Source organism: Janthinobacterium sp. CG_23.4, assembly GCF_029892305.1.
In the GTDB taxonomy this organism is placed as follows: Bacteria; Pseudomonadota; Gammaproteobacteria; order Burkholderiales; family Burkholderiaceae_D; genus Janthinobacterium; species Janthinobacterium lividum_D.
In genome coordinates, this window is record NZ_JARXUX010000001.1 from 887,527 (window position 1) to 905,533 (window position 18,007).

The following is an 18,007-nucleotide window of genomic DNA, read 5'->3' on the forward strand; positions in this document are numbered from 1 at the left end:
ATTGTTATCTGGCGAGACGCTGTGACAGAAGATGAAATCAGTGGAAGTCAGTGAAAGTAAACCGAACCCTGGTGCAGTACGTCCGCCGAGCATAATATGACCATCGCCGCCACTGCCAGACCTATTTGCAAGGCACCAAAGCTGATCGGGATGAGGCGGGACATGTCGTACTCCTGGGTGGTGGGGAAGGTGTGGTCAGGCTTTCATCATAGCTAGCGTTGATGCTCTCGGGCATCGGATGAAAGTCCGCCGCGATGTAGGACAACACCTCGTGTCCGGCTCCCCGACTTGCTCTCTTCGTGCTTAGCGGTTTTTCCAGCGCACCACCGACTCTTCCGGCGCCGTATCGGGCACGTTCGAGATTTCCAGCCAGTGCGTCAGGCGTTCCGGATGCTTGAGATTGATGCCCATGCCATCGATGATGCCAACCTGTTCCAGCATGCGTGCAGCGAGCTTTGCCTTCGATACCGTGGGCGCGCCCATGACCATGCGGTCATACGCCTTGCGCGCCTTGTGTTCCCACTTGTGCAGATTGCTTTCGTCGAAACGGTTCGCTTCGAAATACACGGTCAGGGTGCCGTCGAGGTTGCCGAAGCCGACGATGCCCGCGCCCTTGCGGATGGTGGTGGTATTGTCGATGTCAAATTCTGCCGTGGGCACGAAAATGCCGGCGCGGCCATCGATGTCGGGACGTCCCACGGGCGTATCCTTGCCGTAGGAACTGGTTTCGCTGAGGGTTTTTTCTGCAGACATGGTGCGTGTGTGGCGGTCGTGCCGGGAGTGCTAACAGGCCCGGAAGTGCCAGTCATCCTGTTCAAAAAATGCGTGCTGATGATCAGGGCGGGGTAGTGGCCCTGGCGGAGCGATGCTTGGCATTGCTTGATATGTCGCTATTGTAGCGCTAATTTAGTTCTATTTGGCAACATCTACAGAAAAATGATGCGCTTGTTTACCCACGAAAAATTTAGGCTTCCCCTTCTTTTTTGCGAGCTGATTTTGTCTGCCGTGAGCAGGCTTGCTTAACGCTGGCTTGGTGTGGCAACTACCGAACGGCGGCGAAGTCAGGCCCGCAGTGTCAGGGTTTTTTGTCACTCACTGCGCTGGCTAGCACGCTGGCGGTGATCGTAGCGATCAATGCCGATGAGTACAATGCTGTTCAGGCGAGCTCCCTTCAGAAATGCAAACACCCTATCAGTTTGCTAACTGATAGGGTGCAGGGGGAACATCGCATCCCCCGCCAGCCTAGACGGGGGGCGGCTGTGACGCGACGACGGTCCGGACTCAGGCGGCAGTCTTGCGGCGTGCCATGAAACCCAGCAAGCCCAGGCCCAGCAGCATCATGGCGTAGCTTTCCGGTTCCGGCACGGCAGTCATCACCGAAACCTTGTCCAGGTAAGAACCATAGGTCGGTGCGGAGGCCGGGCCGACCGATTCGAAGCGCAGCAGGGTGGACGAACCGAGCGCGGACACGTTTTGGCTGAAGACTTGCCAGACGCCGCTGGTGTTGCCGACCAGCGGACTTGGCGTCAGCAGGGTGGAACCCCAGTAGACATTCATCAGGCTGTTAGCGCCGCGTGCCGTATCCGGGCGGCCCGAATAGGCAAACGACAGCGCATAGGTGCCGCCGGCCTTGGTGGCGAGCGATTGCGACACGGACGTCTGGCGATCGGTATTGAGTTCCAGGTATTGCTTGCCGTCAGCGGCGAAGGGGTTGAAGCCGCTCACGCCGCCTTGCTTGGCGCCCTTCTGGATTTCAAAGGCGGAATTGCCTTTGGTGGACGAGGTCCAGCCGGTCACGGCGCTCAATTGCGCGAACGGGGTGTTGATGGCATTGCTTTCGAAGCTGCCATTCACGACCAGTTCGGTCGCGGCGTTGGCGGCGCCGGTGGTGACCAGGGTGGCCAAGGCGGCAATCTTCAGGAGGGTGGTTGGCATTTTCATCGTGTTCTCGGTTTATTGATTAAAGGAAATTTTAATTTCTTGTATGACATTTAAATAGTACCATGGAAACGCATCCCGAGAAGAATTACTCACTCAAAATATTTGCAATTTTGAAATAGCATGTGTATCTATTGCAACTAATTTTCATGTTGACGCAATTGCTGCCCTCGTCCGGGGCGAGCTTGGTTTTGAGCCTTCTTGCATCACAGTATTTTTGTGACATCAGGCCATAAAAAAACCTGCATCGTGACAACAACGATGCAGGTTTTTTGTGGGCGATGAGCACGCGTGGTGGCATATCGATTCGATAGACGCCGCCGTGCGCGGGTGGCCGGACCTTAGAACGCCAGCCGTCCTTGCAGGTAGAGCATGCGCGGCGCCCCCACTATCTTGCCCAGGTTGCCGTCCGAAGTGCGCGTGAAGTAGCGCTTGTCGGCGAGGTTGTTGATGCCGGCGACCAGCTCCAGGCCGGCCTGGCCCGGCACTTTCCATTTCACTTGCGTGTTCCAGGTGCGAAAGCCGGGAATGACGCCCAGGTTGCCGGCGGCATTTTCTGCCAGGGTGTTGGCCTCGTCGGCAAATTGGCGGCTCTGGTGGCTGCTCGACAGGTCGAAGCCCCAGGTGCCCAGCTGGTAGTGGGCGCCCAAGGTGTCCGTGTTGCGCGAATAGAAGGGCACGTCATTGCCCGCGTGCACGCCATCTTGCAAGGTCGCCTTGGTATAGCTGTAGGTGGCATAGGCGTTCAAGCCAGCCAGCGGGCCGGAGCGGTCGAAATGGTAGCCGATGGCCGTTTCCAGGCCGCGGTGATGCGTGGCGCCGACGTTGTAGAAAATGGCGTTCTCGCCGCTGCCCACGGATTGGATCTGGTTGTCGAACTTGATATTGAACAAGGTCGCCTCGGCTGACAGCTGGCTGCTTTTCCAGCGCGCGCCCAGCTCGGCTGTTTTCGCCAGTTCCGGTTGCAGCGGATTCTTGCTTGACTGCGCGTTGAGCTGCGTATTTTGCACGGCGCCAAACGAGCTGTTGTAGTTGCCAAACAGGGTCACGTTGTTGTCGAGCAAATAGGCCACGTTCAGCGAGGGCAGGGCCTTGCTGTTGAGCAACTCGATCTTCTGCTCGGTCGGCAAGTGGTTGTAGCGCACCGTCTTGATGTGTTCGTAGCGTACGCCCGGCGTGACGCGCCAGGCACCGATGGCGATCTTGTCGTCGATATACACGGCTTGGGCATCGGTGGCATTGTTGGCAAAGCGCGTCGGTGCTTGTTGCACGCCGCTGGCGACGACCACGTTGTAGATGGTTTCATCGGCCCGCTCGGCCAGGTAGCGGTAGCCCACGGTGACGTCTTGCGAGACCTTGCCCGTGCTGAAACGCTGTGTGTAGCGCGGTTCGATGGCCGTCGTTGCATAGTTGCGCGGCTGGTGGCCCAGGCCTTTCAGGTTGGCGCTGATCAGGGTGCTTTCGCGCGAGCTCTTGTTGTAATAGGCGCGCACTTCCACTTCCTGCGTGCCGGACAGCGCATTCAGGTAGCCGATGTCGAAGGCCTTGCGTTCGCCGCTCCAAAAGTCGGTCGGGCGCGTGTTCTGGAACGGGTCGGCCTTGTATTGCGCCACCGTCAGGCCGCCTGGCGTGCGCGAGCTTACATCATAGTAAGACAGCTTGCCGTACACCTCGGCCGTCGGGCTTACGTCGTAGCGCCATTTCAGGGCGAAATCGTTGACTTTTTCATCGCTGCCCACGCGCCAGTCGCTGCCACGGATGCCGGAATACAGCACTGCCAGGCCCAGGCCGCTGTCGAGTTGTGTACCGGCAAAGACGCTGGTCTGCGTATTGTGGCCCACTTCGCTGTACGCATTATGGCGCACGTTGGCGTCACCCGTGATGCCTGGCGTGGTAGGCACGCGGCGCGTCTTGAAGTTGATGATGCCGCCCACGTTCTGCGGCCCGAAGCGCACCGCGCCGCCGCCGCGCACCACGTCGACCGTCTCGACATTGGCCAGGCTGACGGGCGCGAACGACAGTTGCGGCTGGCCATACGGTGCGACCGACATCGGGATGCCGTCGAGCAACACCGTGCTGCGCGGCGAATAGCGCCCGGTCAGTCCCCGCACGCCGATGTTGAGCGAGATGGCGCTGCCGGCGCTGCCCGCGTTGTCGCTGATTTGCACGCCGGGAATGCGGCGCATCACGTCGCTGATACTCGATGCGCCCGAGTTCTCGATGTCGTCCTTCTGCACCACCGTGCGCGCGCCCGCAAAATGCTTCGTGCTGGCGGCCATGCTGGTGCCCAGCAGGTTGCCGCTGATCCGGATGGATTCCAGGATGGGCCCGGCGCTATCGGCTGTGCTGGCCGTAGCCGTGTTGGCGTCTTGCGCCTGCACGGCAAGCGGGGCACCCAGGCAGGCGAGGGCGATGGCCAGCGCGCACGGGCGCAGCGACAAGGACAGTGGGGTTAGTATGGCGGCCATGCATGAATCTCCGTAGTGACAATGTTTGCGCGGGCAATCTGGCAGCGCAACAACTGTGTGGCGTGGACATCCGGCGCAAGGGGATGATAATGATAATGATTCTTATTTAATCCGTCAATGCGCAAACTGCGTAGGGTTGGCGTGCCCCGCGCGAAGGCGGGGACGTGTTACTGGCGCGCTACAGCGGATGGTCAGGATTGCCGCTTGGCAGCAGTGCTCGGGTGCGGCGGCATTTCACGTGCAGCTTGTATACTGCCGCTTTTGCAGCCGTCAGACGTGAGCCCACAATGAACCCGACAACTGAAACGACATCAGGCAACTCCTGCGTGGAACCCATCGAGGGCGACCAGCCGACAAGTACCGCGCGTAAATTGAATCTGTTGGTAGTCGACGATAACCAGGAAGTGGGCGAATCGCTGGCCATGTTGCTCGAAGCGCTGGGTCACAACGTGGTGGTGGTGCGCAATTGGCAGACGGCCGTCGAGCAAGTCAAGCTGTGCCTGCCCGACGCCGTCTACCTCGACATCGAAATGCCCGGCGTCAGCGGCATCGAAATCGGCCGCCGCCTGCAGCACAATGCCGAGACGGCCAGCGCCGTGCTGATCGCCGTCACGGGCCACAGCCTGCCCATGTATATGGACGACGCGCTGGCCGTAGGCTTTCGTCACTTCCTCGTCAAACCCGTGCGCCTGGAAGACCTGGCAACGACGGTGCAGTCGGTGCTGGCGGGCTAATCCTCCCACTGCTGCCGCCCCGGCGTAGGGGTGGTCAAGTGTTCAGCGTCATCGGGAAACGCAGTGGTTCCCGTTAGCGTTCCACTGCCGCACGATGCCACCAGAATCGACAGTGAACGTTATCGAGCATGCGAGAGCGATGTTCGTCGCTGGCCCTTGTGTCGGGACGTAAGTAGTCGATTGCTGGGTGTAGTTGCCTGCAGATGGGAGCGTGCCCTGATTCAGGGTGACGTTCCCTGTTGTATGCGTCGTCACAGGCTGCATCGTCGTCGCACCCGGTATCACGATGTTACTCGACTGCGTGTACTGCAAAGCCTTGGAGCCATCCTGTAGTTGATAGGAGCCTTGCGGGACGCCATAGGCCATTATCAATGCCCGTTCCGACTGTCCAACAAAGGCGTCCATCTTCGTGGTGAACTTGGCCGAGGTGGCACACCCGGACATCAGCAGCGCAGCAGCTAAGGCAGTAGTAAATTTCATAGACGGTTCCTTTGTGTAAAGTATTGTAAAGTCTGGGCAGGCTAAAAGTGGGTGCTGTGACAGTAATGCCGTTCAGTTAAGGGTTTTGGCGTGATTTATGAGCGCCAGTAAATTCGCTAACCCCAGAGGCAAAGAGCTGGGGTCGGACCCCAATCCACCCAAGTTAAGGAGCAAGCCCGCGCAATTGCTGGCAATTCAATGAAATAGTGCTTGACGTGGCACTGGCTTTGCGCGGCCGCCGCCTTGCTGACCTCTCTTTTTTCGACAGCGGCAAGGCGGCGGCCAATGAAGGTCTTTTGATCTTCATTGGCCCTTCATGTCGCTCGCTTCCTTGCTGTCCGATTTCTCCGACCATCTTCAATCCGACCAGTTTCGGCTTAGCGCCCGCCATCCTGATCATCCGATGGCGTTTCAACGTCGCCGCAAACTGCCGCTGCCATCCTTGGTGGCGCTCATGCTCACCGGCATGCGCAAGAGCGTGCAAACCGAACTTGATGAATTCTTTGGCCATCTGCAACAGCAGGCGCAACTGACGCACCAGGTGAGCGCCCAGGCTTTCGCTCAGGCACGCTCAAAACTTGCTACCACGGCCATGCCAGAGCTTAACGACTGGCTCATTGCACAAGCACAGCAGCATGGCTACCTGCCACGCTGGCACGGTTTCAGGCTGGTCGCCGCTGACGCCTCGACCGTTCGCTTTGGCTTGCGCGCCAGCCATGTCAAACGCGCCGCCGTGGCCGATCAACTGGTGTTTGGCTTGTTTCTGCCCGGTGCCGAATTGATGCTCTCGGCCTCGCTATACAGTACCGACGTCGGCGAACGCCAGATGCTGTTCGAACAGCTCGACCAGCTTGGCAAGGAAGATCTGCTGTTGCTGGACCGAGGCTATCCATGTTACTGGATGCCCGCCGTGTTGAACCAGCGCCGCATTGCCTTCTGCATGCGTGTCGAGCAGGCCCGCGGTGGCGGCTTTCCCTGCGTCAATCAGTTTCTGAAGTCGGGGCTGCAGGAGCAGATCGTCACGCTGCGGGCGCCGGATCGGCGTGATGCGCTTGACTATGAATGTCCCGCTGAACCGCAGACCGTGCGCCTGATACGCCACGTTGCCTCGACCGGCAAGGTGCGTGTTCTGATGACCAATTTACTGGACGTTGAACAATTCCCTGCCGCATTGTTCGGAGACCTCTACCACCAACGCTGGCGCATTGAGGAAGCCTTCAAGCGCATCAAACACCGCCTCCATCTGGAGCACGTGACGGGACTGTCACAGCAGGCCCTGATGCAGGATCTGGCCGCCAAGGTAATATGCGATAACCTGCAGGCGTTGGCGAGCTGTGCCGCCGGCCAGCAAGATGCATTGCCGACGGACAGACGCATCAACCGCGCCTATGTCCATTCGGTACTCAAGCCGCTCTTGCCATCGTTGCTGCTTGGGCTGGCGGCAGCACACTTGCTTGCCGACGCGCTGGCTCTGATCGCCAAGCGAACGTTTCTACATCGCCCAGGACAATCAAGGTCACGGCAAACCAACGCCTACAAGCCCCATAAATACATGGCCTACAAGGCTGCTTGATGGCAGCCTGTTGCTTAACTTGGGTGGATTGGAGGCCCCCCTATGTCAGGATAGATGTCGCGTCACTTGAATCACTTTAATCCATCCGGGGGCGGAGCAAAGACGTATAGTGAATCAGTATCCAGCAGAGCGCAAGGAAGCCATCCTTCGGCAAATGATGCCGCCGGAGAACAGGCCGGTATCGGCCTTGGCGAAGGAGAATGGTATCTCGGAACAGACACTTTATACTTGGCGACGAAATCTACAATCTCAGGGAGTGGCGGTGCCGGGAAATGGAAAGAATGCCGTGGTGTGGTCGTCGGCGGATAAATTTGGGGTGGTGCTGGAGACAGCACGCATGAACGAGGCCGAACTGGCTCAATACTGCAGGAGCAAAGGCTTGTTCGTCGAGCAGGTTGCCGATTGGCGCGAGGCCTGCCAGCAGGCCAATGAAGCGCCGGCCGAGCGTCACCGCGAACTGCGCGCGCAAGGCAAAAGCGACCGCAAGGAAATCAAGCAATTGAAGAAGGATTTGCAGCGTAAAGAGAAGGCACTGGCGGAGGCGGCGGCGCTGATCATTCTCAGAAAAAAAGCCCAGGCGATCTGGGGGGAGCCAGAGGACGATTGATCTGCGCCCCAGATCGCCAGCAAGTGATTACGCTAGTTGAAGAAGCTGTTGACGGCGGATGTCGCCGTGCGCAGGCGTGTGGTGCGCTGGAGATCAGCCTTCGAACCTACCAGCGCTGGATGCAGGGCAGTGATGGCAGTCAGGCGGACGGGCGCAAAGGCAGTCGGCGCGTGGCACCGGCCAACAAATTGAGCGAAGAGGAACGCCAGCAGATTGTGAAGGTTGCCAACAGCCCTGAATTTGCCAGTAGTCCACCTAGCCAGATCGTGCCGACCTTGGCTGATCGGGGCGAGTATCTAGCATCAGAATCGACCGTCTACCGGATATTGAAAGACGAGAAGCAGCAGCATCACCGCGGCCGAGCCAAGAAGCCCAGCACAAGGGTCGGTAGTTGTCAACAAAGATGTCGCGTCAAGTCATGCAGCTTTTCTTAATTCCTCTGGTGGTTTCCGTTCTGGATTCAGCCAGACTTCATCGTTCAATTCCCAATCCCGCGTAGTCCCGGCCCAGCGCTCAGGATGGCGTTGTTTGGCGGCCTCGTAGACTTGCTTGCGGTATTTTAGGATCGCTCCGTCCCGACCATCATGGCGCTGCGCAGGCGTCACGAATTTCAGGCCGCTGTGCTTGTGCTGATGGTTGTACCACTGCACAAATGACAGCGTCCATTGTCGCGCCTTTTCGATACTTTCAAACGGTTTGCTCGGATAGTTTGGCCGGTATTTGCAAGTCCGGAACAGCGACTCGGCGTAGGCGTTATCGTTGCTCACACGGGGTCTGCTGAACGACGGCATGATCCCAAGCTTTTCCAGCGTCGCCAACATTGTGGAGCCTTTCATTGAGCTGCCATTATCCGAGTGGAGCACCACCTCACGCCCGGCCAGCCCCTCGGCCAAGCTGGCCTTGCGCATCAGCAGCGACGCCATTTCCGCAGACTCGGCGACGTTCACTTCGTGCGCGACGATCTTGCGGCTGTAGACGTCAAGAACCATGTACCAGTAAAGATACAAGCCTCGCACGCTGGTCGGCAGCCAAGTGATGTCCCACGCCCACAAGCGGTTCGGCTCGGTTGCGCAGTGGCTTGTGACGACCCTTGTGCTGGGCTTCTTGGCTCGGCCGCGGTGATGCTGCTGCTTCTCGTCTTTCAATATCCGGTAGACGGTCGATTCTGATGCTAGATACTCGCCCCGATCAGCCAAGGTCGGCACGATCTGGCTAGGTGGACTACTGGCAAATTCAGGGCTGTTGGCAACCTTCACAATCTGCTGGCGTTCCTCTTCGCTCAATTTGTTGGCCGGTGCCACGCGCCGACTGCCTTTGCGCCCGTCCGCCTGACTGCCATCACTGCCCTGCATCCAGCGCTGGTAGGTTCGAAGGCTGATCTCCAGCGCACCACACGCCTGCGCACGGCGACATCCGCCGTCAACAGCTTCTTCAACTAGCGTAATCACTTGCTGGCGATCTGGGGCGCAGATCAATCGTCCTCTGGCTCCCCCCAGATCGCCTGGGCTTTTTTTCTGAGAATGATCAGCGCCGCCGCCTCCGCCAGTGCCTTCTCTTTACGCTGCAAATCCTTCTTCAATTGCTTGATTTCCTTGCGGTCGCTTTTGCCTTGCGCGCGCAGTTCGCGGTGACGCTCGGCCGGCGCTTCATTGGCCTGCTGGCAGGCCTCGCGCCAATCGGCAACCTGCTCGACGAACAAGCCTTTGCTCCTGCAGTATTGAGCCAGTTCGGCCTCGTTCATGCGTGCTGTCTCCAGCACCACCCCAAATTTATCCGCCGACGACCACACCACGGCATTCTTTCCATTTCCCGGCACCGCCACTCCCTGAGATTGTAGATTTCGTCGCCAAGTATAAAGTGTCTGTTCCGAGATACCATTCTCCTTCGCCAAGGCCGATACCGGCCTGTTCTCCGGCGGCATCATTTGCCGAAGGATGGCTTCCTTGCGCTCTGCTGGATACTGATTCACTATACGTCTTTGCTCCGCCCCCGGATGGATTAAAGTGATTCAAGTGACGCGACATCTATCCTGACATAGGGGGGGGTCGTCACAAGCCACTGCGCAACCGAGCCGAACCGCTTGTGGGCGTGGGACATCACTTGGCTGCCGACCAGCGTGCGAGGCTTGTATCTTTACTGGTACATGGTTCTTGACGTCTACAGCCGCAAGATCGTCGCGCACGAAGTGAACGTCGCCGAGTCTGCGGAAATGGCGTCGCTGCTGATGCGCAAGGCCAGCTTGGCCGAGGGGCTGGCCGGGCGTGAGGTGGTGCTCCACTCGGATAATGGCAGCTCAATGAAAGGCTCCACAATGTTGGCGACGCTGGAAAAGCTTGGGATCATGCCGTCGTTCAGCAGACCCCGTGTGAGCAACGATAACGCCTACGCCGAGTCGCTGTTCCGGACTTGCAAATACCGGCCAAACTATCCGAGCAAACCGTTTGAAAGTATCGAAAAGGCGCGACAATGGACGCTGTCATTTGTGCAGTGGTACAACCATCAGCACAAGCACAGCGGCCTGAAATTCGTGACGCCTGCGCAGCGCCATGATGGTCGGGACGGAGCGATCCTAAAATACCGCAAGCAAGTCTACGAGGCCGCCAAACAACGCCATCCTGAGCGCTGGGCCGGGACTACGCGGGATTGGGAATTGAACGATGAAGTCTGGCTGAATCCAGAACGGAAACCACCAGAGGAATTAAGAAAAGCTGCATGACTTGACGCGACATCTTTGTTGACAACTACCGAGGCGGTGGAGGGGCGTGTTGGTAGTTTGCTTGAAATCGCAGTCGTGCAGCTATAAAAAAGCCCGCGTTTGCGGGCATGTACTTAACTACTTGATGCGCGTTAAAGTTGGCCTGCTGACCTTTTCTGACATCTGTGGCGGCAATGTGTCCTGCTCAACTTGGACAGAAGGCACGGGCATGTCGGATAGCGCGATAAGTAAACCTTTCGCCTGCGCAATGCAATTATCAGCATCAATCCTCGCTATCGCTTGAGCGCGAAAATAGTCGGATTTGATACGCTGATCATGGAGCGTCTTCATTAGGTAACCAATTTTCATGGACTTCAGAAAATCAGGATCAACTCTCTTTAGGCTTGGTTTGCAAAGCTGTTCAATCAGATCCCTATGCATCCCCCCTCTGCTCTCCGCGCGGAGAGTTCCAGGAGTTGGGAGTTTTTCGTGGAATGCTTTTCCATCTTCATAAATCGCATAATACGAGCGGGAGCAAACACCGCGCCAATCAGCCTCGTTTGTCGACAGCGTATGGTTTTTTTCAACTGAGGTGATGATTTCTTGGGACGTAACGGTCATGAAGTCGCCCCGCCAAAGCTCACATGAAAACCATCCGGCATATCGATCTCACGATAAAACAACTGCTCAATGAATTTCATGTATATGCTTACCGCATCAGTCGCACTGGCAGCGATTCGATAGGTGAGATGCACTGCGCGTCTTTCCCCACCGTCATTGACGATCTCTACCTCTGGTCCAGGGCCGAGAAACATGAAACCATGTTCGGAAAGGACCCTGCCAGCAAGCTCCATTACCCTTCCTGCATTGGCATCTGTGATGCCAAGGTCATCGAGAACTTCATCGATCATATAAATCCCCTCTAACGAAATGGCGCTTTTGCTCTGCAGCTGCATGCGCTCGGCCTCACGTGCAAACTCAGCAACCTGTCGAAACGCACCGATCGGATAGGCAAATGGGATACATCTCCAAAAATTCCCGCTTTTTGGACTGCAGTAACTGGCAAAGATTTCCTGTGCAGCAGAGCATCGACTATAGTTCGACAGAAGCACCATATTTCGTAACAGATCTTTATGCTCTCTCTGCTCTAACACGGTAATTGCACTGTCAAGGTCGTTACATAAGTGCAGGACTAGTGCGCGCAGATTGAGCGACTCATCAGGATCTGCGTGCTCGAGCTTATCAATGCTTGCAAATAATGCTAATGCCTCGGGTGAGCTGCTATTGAGCATCACACCTTTTTCCAAAATGGCATCGAGGTCGGCCAGAATTTCATTGCTGGTCGTCTGAGGTTTTATTGTCATTTATTCATTGTTGCATGCGTTTTTCTTCATTCATTCTACGCGTTTTTAATGTTGATGCCTGAAAAGCAGTAAATTAACAGATGATTTTCCGCAAGAAAGCATCACTTTAATCAGAATTTGTAACGTAGCGGCCCTTACCGGTTGCGTGCGTGAGGATGGCTCTCACTGCCAAGTAGGGCGCAGCTAATCTTGCATAGTGGCGATTTGTTGCATACGATGCAACACGGCAGCAGGGAGCGTTGGAAAATTTAAAAAACCGTTGGAAAATAGAAAAAAAGGGCTACAAGCCGAAGCGTGTAACCCTTTGATTTCCCTACTCATTCTGTGGGGTGGCTGATGGGGCTCGAACCCACGACAACAGGAATCACAATCCTGGACTCTACCAACTGAGCTACAGCCACCACTGTCTTACTTACCTATTTAGCTGTTTTGCTGAACAGGTGCCGAATTATACAAAGAACTCGGCAAAGTGGCAAATCTAAATGCAGTCTTTTTGAAAGAATTGAAAACGCGCATGAAAATGCGCGTTTGCGCTCACACGGACAGGTGGGTGACTGGCGGCTGCAAGTCCAGCAAACCGGCGAAGGCTTTCGCCAATGCTGCGACGCTGGCCGTCGTGTAGCCCTGCAGTCGCGGGGCGCCGTTGTCGCTGCGGCGCAGACTTGCCGCGTCGAGCAAGCGGGCCAGCTGGCGCGCTACGGCATCGCCCGTGTCGACCAGGGTGATCTGTTCCTGCGTATGCGCGCGCACTGTGCGGACGATGGCGTCTTGCACGAAAGGGTAGTGGGTGCAGCCCAGCACCAGGGTATCGACGCCTTGCTCCAGCATGGGCGCGATGTAGCGCTCCAGCATGGCGCTGGTGGCGTCCTGCGGGTCGTTACCCAGCTCGCACTGTTCGATGCGGTCGGCCAGGCCGATGCAGGGCTGCAAGATGAATGTCGCGCCCGTGGCGGTGCTCACCTGCTCGCGCAGGGCCAGCAGCTTGTCGCCGCGCAAGGCGCGCTCCGTGGCCAGCACGGCGATCTTGCCATTGCGGCTGATGGCGGCCGCCGGTTTGAGGCCCGGTTCGACGCCGACGATGGGCAGGTCCGGGTAGCGCGCGCGCAGCGCCTTGATGGCGGCGATGGTGGCCGTGTTGCACGCCACTACCAATGCTTTCGCGCCTTGCTGTAATAAGAAGGCGGTGATCGCCAGCGAGCGCTCGACCACTTGTTGTTCCGTCTTGTCGCCGTATGGCGCATGGGCGGAATCGGCAAAGTAGATCAGGTCTTCCTGCGGCAGTTGCGCGCGGACATGGCGCAGCACCGACAGGCCGCCCACGCCGGAGTCAAAGATGCCGATGGGTAGCGTGACCGACCCCAGATTTGCGCTATTACGTAAGGTAAAAGTCATATAAAACCGAAGAAGATAAAAAAACGCCGCGCGATGTGCCGCGCGGCGTTGATGCTAGTGCTTGTTTAAGCGACCGTCACGGCAATCTTGCTGACGCTAGTGAGTTGCTCGATCTTCGCCTGCCATTCTTTCGGGCCGGTGTTGTGCACCGATGTGCCTTTGGCATCCACCGCCACCGTCACTGGCATGTCGACGACGTCGAATTCGTAGATCGCTTCCATGCCCATGTCGGCAAAGCCCAGCACCTTGGCGTGCTTGATGGCTTTCGACACCAGGTAGGCGGCGCCGCCCACGGCCATCAGGTAGGCCGACTGGTGCTTCTGGATCGATTCGATGGCGATCGGGCCACGTTCGGCCTTGCCGATCATGGCGATCAGGCCGGTTTTTTCCAGCATCATGTCGGTGAACTTGTCCATGCGCGTGGCAGTCGTCGGACCAGCCGGGCCGACGGCTTCGTCGCGCACCGGGTCGACCGGACCGACGTAATAGATCACGCGGTTCTTGAAGTCGACCGGCAGCTCTTCGCCCTTGGCCAGCATGTCCTGGATGCGCTTGTGCGCGGCGTCGCGACCCGTCAGCATCTTGCCGTTCAGCAGCAAGGTCTGGCCCGGCGTCCAGGAAGCGACTTCTTCTTTCGTCAGCGTGTTCAGGTCGACGCGCTTGGATTTTTCCGTGTCCGGCGTCCAGTGCACTTCCGGCCACGACGACAGCGATGGCGGCGTCATGTAGGCCGGGCCGGAGCCGTCGAGCACGAAGTGACCGTGGCGCGTGGCGGCGCAGTTCGGGATCATGGCGACGGGCTTCGATGCCGCATGCGTCGGGTGCATCATGATTTTCACGTCGAGCACGGTCGTCAGGCCGCCCAGGCCTTGCGCGCCGATGCCCAGCGAGTTGATCTTGTCGCACAGCTCGATACGCAATTCCTCCAGTTTGTTCTGTGGACCACGTTGTTTCAGCTCAAACATGTCGATGTCTTCCATCAACACCTCTTTTGCCATCAACATGGCTTTTTCAGCCGTGCCGCCGATGCCGATACCCAGCATGCCAGGCGGGCACCAGCCGGCGCCCATGGTTGGCACGGTTTTCATGACCCAGTCCACTAGCGAGTCGGACGGGTTCATCATGATCATCTTCGATTTGTTTTCCGAACCGCCGCCCTTGGCAGCGACTTTCACGTCGACGGTATTGCCTTCAACCAGCTCCATGTGCACCACGGCTGGCGTGTTGTCCTTGGTGTTCTTGCGGTCGAAATGCGGGTCGGCCACGATGGAGGCGCGCAGCTTGTTGTCGTCGAAGTTGTACGCGCGACGCACGCCTTCGTTGACGGCGTCGGTGACCGTGCCGCTGAAACCTTCGAAGCGCACGCCCATGCCGATTTTCAGGAAGACGTTGACGATACCCGTGTCCTGGCAGATCGGACGCTTGCCTTCGGCGCACATGCGCGAGTTGGTCAGGATTTGCGCGATTGCATCTTTTGCCGCCGGGCTTTGCTCGGCCGTGTAGGCGCGCGCCAGGTGCTCGATGTAATCAGCAGGGTGGTAGTAGCTAATGTACTGCAACGCTGCGGCGACGGATTCGATCAGGTCTTCTTGCTTTATGACAGTCATGGTGTTCTCGCGGTGGATAAGAAGGGTAGGACTCTTTGCTGAAAGCCCATGGCCGCCGCTGGCAGCCATGGGCGATTGTTTCAATGGGGGCGTGCTTGATTCTGGGTTACCGTCATGATGCGGTCCGTGTATGCAATCGCCATCGCTGACAGGATGAAAACGATGTGGATGGACGTTTGCGCGATGATCACTTCAATCTTGTACGAGTTGGCGTTGATGAAGGTCTTCAGCAGGTGGATCGACGAGATGCCGATGATGGCCATCGCCAATTTCGTTTTCAGCACCGACGCATTCACATGCGACAGCCATTCCGGCTGGTCCGGATGGTCGTCTAAGTGCATGCGCGAGACAAACGTTTCGTAGCCGCCAATGATGACCATGATCAACAGGTTCGAGATCATGACGACGTCGATCAGGCCCAGTACTACCAGCATGATGGTCGCTTCATTGAGCTTGGTCGGCAGGGCGCCGCCCGGCACGGCCACGGCCGTCAAGACGTGTTGCAGGGCCGCATCATTGCCGAACACGGCGCCGATCAAGTCCGACAGCTCCACCCAGAAGTGAAATACGTACACGCATTGCGCGAGGATCAGGCCCATGTACAGCGGCAGTTGCAGCCAGCGCGACATGAAGATGAAGGCGGCCAGGGGGTGCAGTTTGCTATGTTTGGGTTTTTGTGAGTGGTCGATCATCTGGGGTTTCCTGGTGGTAAATACCAATTTTTGGTATGCCCGACATTTTACACTTGCAGCTGATCCCTGCGCATGCCCTCGGTTTGGATTCTTGGCCTTGCTGAAACACAAAGTGGCTGCAAGTTCTTGCGTTGTTGTCGTTTTTTCATCTTGTTGGCTGCGCAGCGCGCGCTTGACGCCCTTCAGCACTGGCGATTATGGTGTGTGTGGATAGAATGGATCGAAGAAAACGCTGCATGTAAGGCGTCCGTAAGACAGCAGGAATATGGTGTTAACAAACAATTACTACACTGGAGACGAATATGGCCGCTATAGAAAACCAAGGGCAGGGCACTGAGCAGCAGGGACCGGAAGAGTCGCGCGTGTTCGAACCGTCGGCAGCATTTGCCGCACAGGCAACCATTTCCGGCATGGGCGCCTACCGCGCCATGGTGGCGGACGCCGAACGCGACTACGAAGGCTTCTGGGCCAAGCTGGCGCGTGAAAACCTGAGCTGGAAAAAGCCGTTCACCCGCACCCTGAACGAAGACAATGCCCCGTTCTACAAATGGTTCGAAGACGGCCAGCTGAACGTGTCGTACAACTGCCTCGACCGCAACATCGAAAATGGCCTGGGCGACAAGACCGCCATCATCTTCGAAGCGGATGACGGCAGCGTCACCAAGGCAACATATAAAGAGTTGCACGAAAAAGTCTGCAAATTCGCCAACGGCTTGAAAGCCAAGGGTATCAGCAAGGGTGACCGCGTGATCATCTATATGTCGATGTCCGTCGAAGGCGTTGCAGCAATGCAAGCCTGCGCGCGCATCGGCGCCACCCACTCCGTGGTATTTGGCGGCTTCTCGGCGAAATCCTTGCAGGAACGCATCATCGACGCCGGTGCCGTCGCCGTCATCACGGGCGACGAGCAATTGCGCGGCGGCAAGAAGCTGCCATTGAAATCCATCGTCGACGAAGCGCTGGCGCTGGGCGGCTGCGATTGCGTGAAAAACGTCATCGTCTACAAACGCACGGGCAGCGACCTGCCGATGCACGCTGGCCGCGACACCTGGCTGCACGACCTGGTCGAAGGCCAGAGCGCGCAATGCGAGCCGGAATGGGTCGATGCCGAGCATCCACTGTTTATTCTCTACACCTCCGGTTCCACCGGTACGCCCAAGGGCGTGCAGCATTCGAGCGGCGGCTACCTGCTGTGGGCCGCGCTGACGATGAAGTGGAGTTTCGACATCAAGCCGGACGACGTGTTCTGGTGCACGGCCGACATCGGCTGGGTGACGGGCCACAGCTACATCGCGTATGGCCCGATGGCCGTGGGCGCCACGCAAGTGGTGTTCGAAGGCATCCCGACCTACCCGAACGCGGGCCGCTTCTGGGAAACCATCAAGAAGCACAACGTCAGCATCTTCTACACGGCGCCGACGGCCATCCGTTCGCTGATCAAGGCCGCCGACGTGGACCCGAAAGTCCATCCAGTCAACTACGACCTGAGCAGTCTGCGCCTGCTGGGCACGGTCGGCGAGCCGATCAATCCGGAAGCGTGGATGTGGTACTACAAGCACATCGGCGGCGAGAAATGCCCGATTGTCGATACCTTCTGGCAAACCGAAACGGGCGGCCACATGATCACCCCGTTGCCAGGCGCGACGCCAATGGTACCCGGTTCTTGCACCCTGCCATTGCCGGGCATCATGGCCGCCATCGTCGACGAAGCGGGCCAGGACGTGCCAAACGGCCAGGGCGGCATTTTGGTGGTGAAGCGCCCATGGCCTTCGATGATACGCACGATCTGGAACAACCCCGAGCGTTTCAAGTCCAGCTATTTCCCGGAAGAACTGGGCGGCAAGATGTACCTGGCAGGCGACGGCGCCATCCGCAACAAGGACACCGGCTACTTCACCATCACGGGCCGCATCGACGACGTGTTGAACGTCTCGGGCCACCGCATGGGCACGATGGAAATCGAATCGGCGCTGGTGGCCAACCCGCTGGTGGCCGAAGCGGCGGTAGTCGGCCGTCCGGACGACACGACCGGCGAATCGATCTGCGCCTTCGTGGTGCTGAAACAAGCGCGTCCGACCGGTGAAGAAGCGAAGAAACTGGCGCTGGAGCTGCGCAACTGGGTTGGCAAGGAAATCGGCCCGATTGCCAAACCGAAGGAAATCCGTTTCGGCGACAACCTGCCAAAAACCCGCTCCGGCAAAATCATGCGCCGCCTGCTGCGCGTGCTGGCCAAGGGCGAGACGATCACGCAAGACGTCTCTACCCTGGAAAACTCGGCCATCCTGGATCAGTTGAAAGAAACGTCCTAATGTTGCTTGGGTAGTCGAAACCCAAACCAACATCCGGGGTCGGACCCCAATCCACCCAAGTTAAGGAGCAAGCCCGCGCAATTGCTGGCAATTCAATGAAATAGTGCTTGACGTGGCACTGGCTTTGCGCGGCCGCCGCCTTGCTGAC

The 18,007-nt window shown here is 57.9% G+C and carries 13 protein-coding genes, 1 tRNA gene and 2 pseudogenes; 5 read left to right on the forward strand and 11 right to left on the reverse strand.

The genetic code is table 11. The features are described 5' to 3' along the window. Positions 1-303: 303 nt before the first annotated feature. From H4V96_RS03900 to H4V96_RS03910, 3 genes are all read right to left on the reverse strand, one after another. Complete coding sequence (locus H4V96_RS03900; protein ID WP_010395304.1) at positions 304-753, reverse strand: hypothetical protein; 450 nt, start codon at positions 751-753, stop codon at positions 304-306. Between the two features lie 528 nt (positions 754-1,281). Continuing rightward, positions 1,282-1,941, reverse strand: coding sequence for an FxDxF family PEP-CTERM protein (locus H4V96_RS03905; protein ID WP_280720708.1), 660 nt, complete (start codon positions 1,939-1,941; stop codon positions 1,282-1,284). Between the two features lie 338 nt (positions 1,942-2,279). After that, positions 2,280-4,406 carry a TonB-dependent siderophore receptor gene (locus tag H4V96_RS03910; RefSeq protein WP_280720709.1) on the reverse strand — a complete coding sequence of 709 codons (2,127 nt, stop codon included), beginning with the start codon at positions 4,404-4,406 and terminating at the stop codon, positions 2,280-2,282. Positions 4,407-4,693: 287 nt separating this feature from the next. Between H4V96_RS03910 and H4V96_RS03915 the strand changes: the two genes are divergently transcribed. After that, positions 4,694-5,140, forward strand: a complete 447-nt coding sequence (locus tag H4V96_RS03915) for a response regulator (protein WP_280720710.1) — start codon at positions 4,694-4,696, stop codon at positions 5,138-5,140. A 48-nt stretch (positions 5,141-5,188) separates the two neighbouring features. Here the strand turns inward: H4V96_RS03915 and H4V96_RS03920 are convergent, their stop codons facing one another. Next, positions 5,189-5,620 (reverse strand): hypothetical protein, encoded by a 432-nt coding sequence (locus H4V96_RS03920; RefSeq protein WP_196856709.1) that lies wholly within the window; start codon positions 5,618-5,620, stop codon positions 5,189-5,191. 316 nt (positions 5,621-5,936) lie between these two features. Here H4V96_RS03920 and H4V96_RS03925 point away from each other — a divergent pair, with 316 nt between their 5' ends. Together H4V96_RS03925 and H4V96_RS03930 are read left to right on the forward strand one after the other, a co-directional pair. Then, positions 5,937-7,193, forward strand: a complete 1,257-nt coding sequence (locus H4V96_RS03925; protein WP_280720711.1) for an IS4 family transposase — start codon at positions 5,937-5,939, stop codon at positions 7,191-7,193. Positions 7,194-7,302: 109 nt separating this feature from the next. Further along, positions 7,303-8,186, forward strand: a pseudogene (locus H4V96_RS03930) (transposase); the annotation flags it as partial. 30 nt (positions 8,187-8,216) lie between these two features. Here the strand turns inward: H4V96_RS03930 and H4V96_RS03935 are convergent. Beyond that, positions 8,217-9,724, reverse strand: a protein-coding gene (locus H4V96_RS03935) for an IS3 family transposase (RefSeq protein ID WP_280721166.1) whose coding sequence is annotated in 2 segments (ribosomal slippage) — positions 8,217-9,307 and positions 9,307-9,724 — 1,509 coding nt in all. Because the reading frame shifts where the segments join, the coding sequence is not laid out codon by codon here. Between the two features lie 120 nt (positions 9,725-9,844). On the opposite strand from H4V96_RS03935, the pseudogene H4V96_RS03940 reads away from it, so the two are divergent. After that, positions 9,845-10,516 (forward strand): annotated as a pseudogene (locus tag H4V96_RS03940) (integrase core domain-containing protein); the annotation flags it as partial. 117 nt (positions 10,517-10,633) lie between these two features. On the opposite strand, the gene H4V96_RS03945 reads toward H4V96_RS03940, so the two are convergent. The 6 genes from H4V96_RS03945 to H4V96_RS03970 form a co-directional block, all read right to left on the reverse strand. Continuing rightward, positions 10,634-11,116 (reverse strand): hypothetical protein, encoded by a 483-nt coding sequence (locus H4V96_RS03945; protein ID WP_196857141.1) that lies wholly within the window; start codon positions 11,114-11,116, stop codon positions 10,634-10,636. Then, positions 11,113-11,859 (reverse strand): hypothetical protein, encoded by a 747-nt coding sequence (locus H4V96_RS03950; RefSeq protein ID WP_196857142.1) that lies wholly within the window; start codon positions 11,857-11,859, stop codon positions 11,113-11,115. Before H4V96_RS03950 ends, H4V96_RS03945 begins: the two co-directional genes overlap by 4 nt. A gap of 325 nt (positions 11,860-12,184) precedes the next feature. Next, positions 12,185-12,260, reverse strand: a tRNA-His gene (locus H4V96_RS03955). A gap of 133 nt (positions 12,261-12,393) precedes the next feature. Beyond that, positions 12,394-13,251, reverse strand: coding sequence for a glutamate racemase (gene murI / locus H4V96_RS03960; protein WP_070345712.1), 858 nt, complete (start codon positions 13,249-13,251; stop codon positions 12,394-12,396). A 65-nt stretch (positions 13,252-13,316) separates the two neighbouring features. Then, positions 13,317-14,858 (reverse strand): fumarate hydratase, encoded by a 1,542-nt coding sequence (locus tag H4V96_RS03965; protein WP_010395318.1) that lies wholly within the window; start codon positions 14,856-14,858, stop codon positions 13,317-13,319. 80 nt (positions 14,859-14,938) lie between these two features. After that, positions 14,939-15,550 carry a YqhA family protein gene (locus H4V96_RS03970; RefSeq protein ID WP_070345711.1) on the reverse strand — a complete coding sequence of 204 codons (612 nt, stop codon included), beginning with the start codon at positions 15,548-15,550 and terminating at the stop codon, positions 14,939-14,941. A gap of 302 nt (positions 15,551-15,852) precedes the next feature. Between H4V96_RS03970 and acs the strand changes: the two genes are divergently transcribed. Beyond that, a complete protein-coding gene (gene acs, locus H4V96_RS03975; RefSeq protein ID WP_196857143.1) occupies positions 15,853-17,859 on the forward strand; it encodes an acetate--CoA ligase in 2,007 nt (668 codons plus the stop codon). The last annotated feature ends 148 nt before the right edge of the window (positions 17,860-18,007 follow it).

Coding starts and splice junctions, on each gene's coding strand:
- H4V96_RS03900 (WP_010395304.1), bottom strand. CDS start 753: ATGTCTGCAGAAAAAACCCTCAGCGAAACCAGTTCCTACGGCAAGGAT.
- H4V96_RS03905 (WP_280720708.1), bottom strand. CDS start 1,941: ATGAAAATGCCAACCACCCTCCTGAAGATTGCCGCCTTGGCCACCCTG.
- H4V96_RS03910 (WP_280720709.1), bottom strand. CDS start 4,406: ATGGCCGCCATACTAACCCCACTGTCCTTGTCGCTGCGCCCGTGCGCG.
- H4V96_RS03915 (WP_280720710.1), top strand. CDS start 4,694: ATGAACCCGACAACTGAAACGACATCAGGCAACTCCTGCGTGGAACCC.
- H4V96_RS03920 (WP_196856709.1), bottom strand. CDS start 5,620: ATGAAATTTACTACTGCCTTAGCTGCTGCGCTGCTGATGTCCGGGTGT.
- H4V96_RS03925 (WP_280720711.1), top strand. CDS start 5,937: ATGTCGCTCGCTTCCTTGCTGTCCGATTTCTCCGACCATCTTCAATCC.
- H4V96_RS03945 (WP_196857141.1), bottom strand. CDS start 11,116: ATGACCGTTACGTCCCAAGAAATCATCACCTCAGTTGAAAAAAACCAT.
- H4V96_RS03950 (WP_196857142.1), bottom strand. CDS start 11,859: ATGACAATAAAACCTCAGACGACCAGCAATGAAATTCTGGCCGACCTC.
- murI (WP_070345712.1), bottom strand. CDS start 13,251: ATGACTTTTACCTTACGTAATAGCGCAAATCTGGGGTCGGTCACGCTA.
- H4V96_RS03965 (WP_010395318.1), bottom strand. CDS start 14,858: ATGACTGTCATAAAGCAAGAAGACCTGATCGAATCCGTCGCCGCAGCG.
- H4V96_RS03970 (WP_070345711.1), bottom strand. CDS start 15,550: ATGATCGACCACTCACAAAAACCCAAACATAGCAAACTGCACCCCCTG.
- acs (WP_196857143.1), top strand. CDS start 15,853: ATGGCCGCTATAGAAAACCAAGGGCAGGGCACTGAGCAGCAGGGACCG.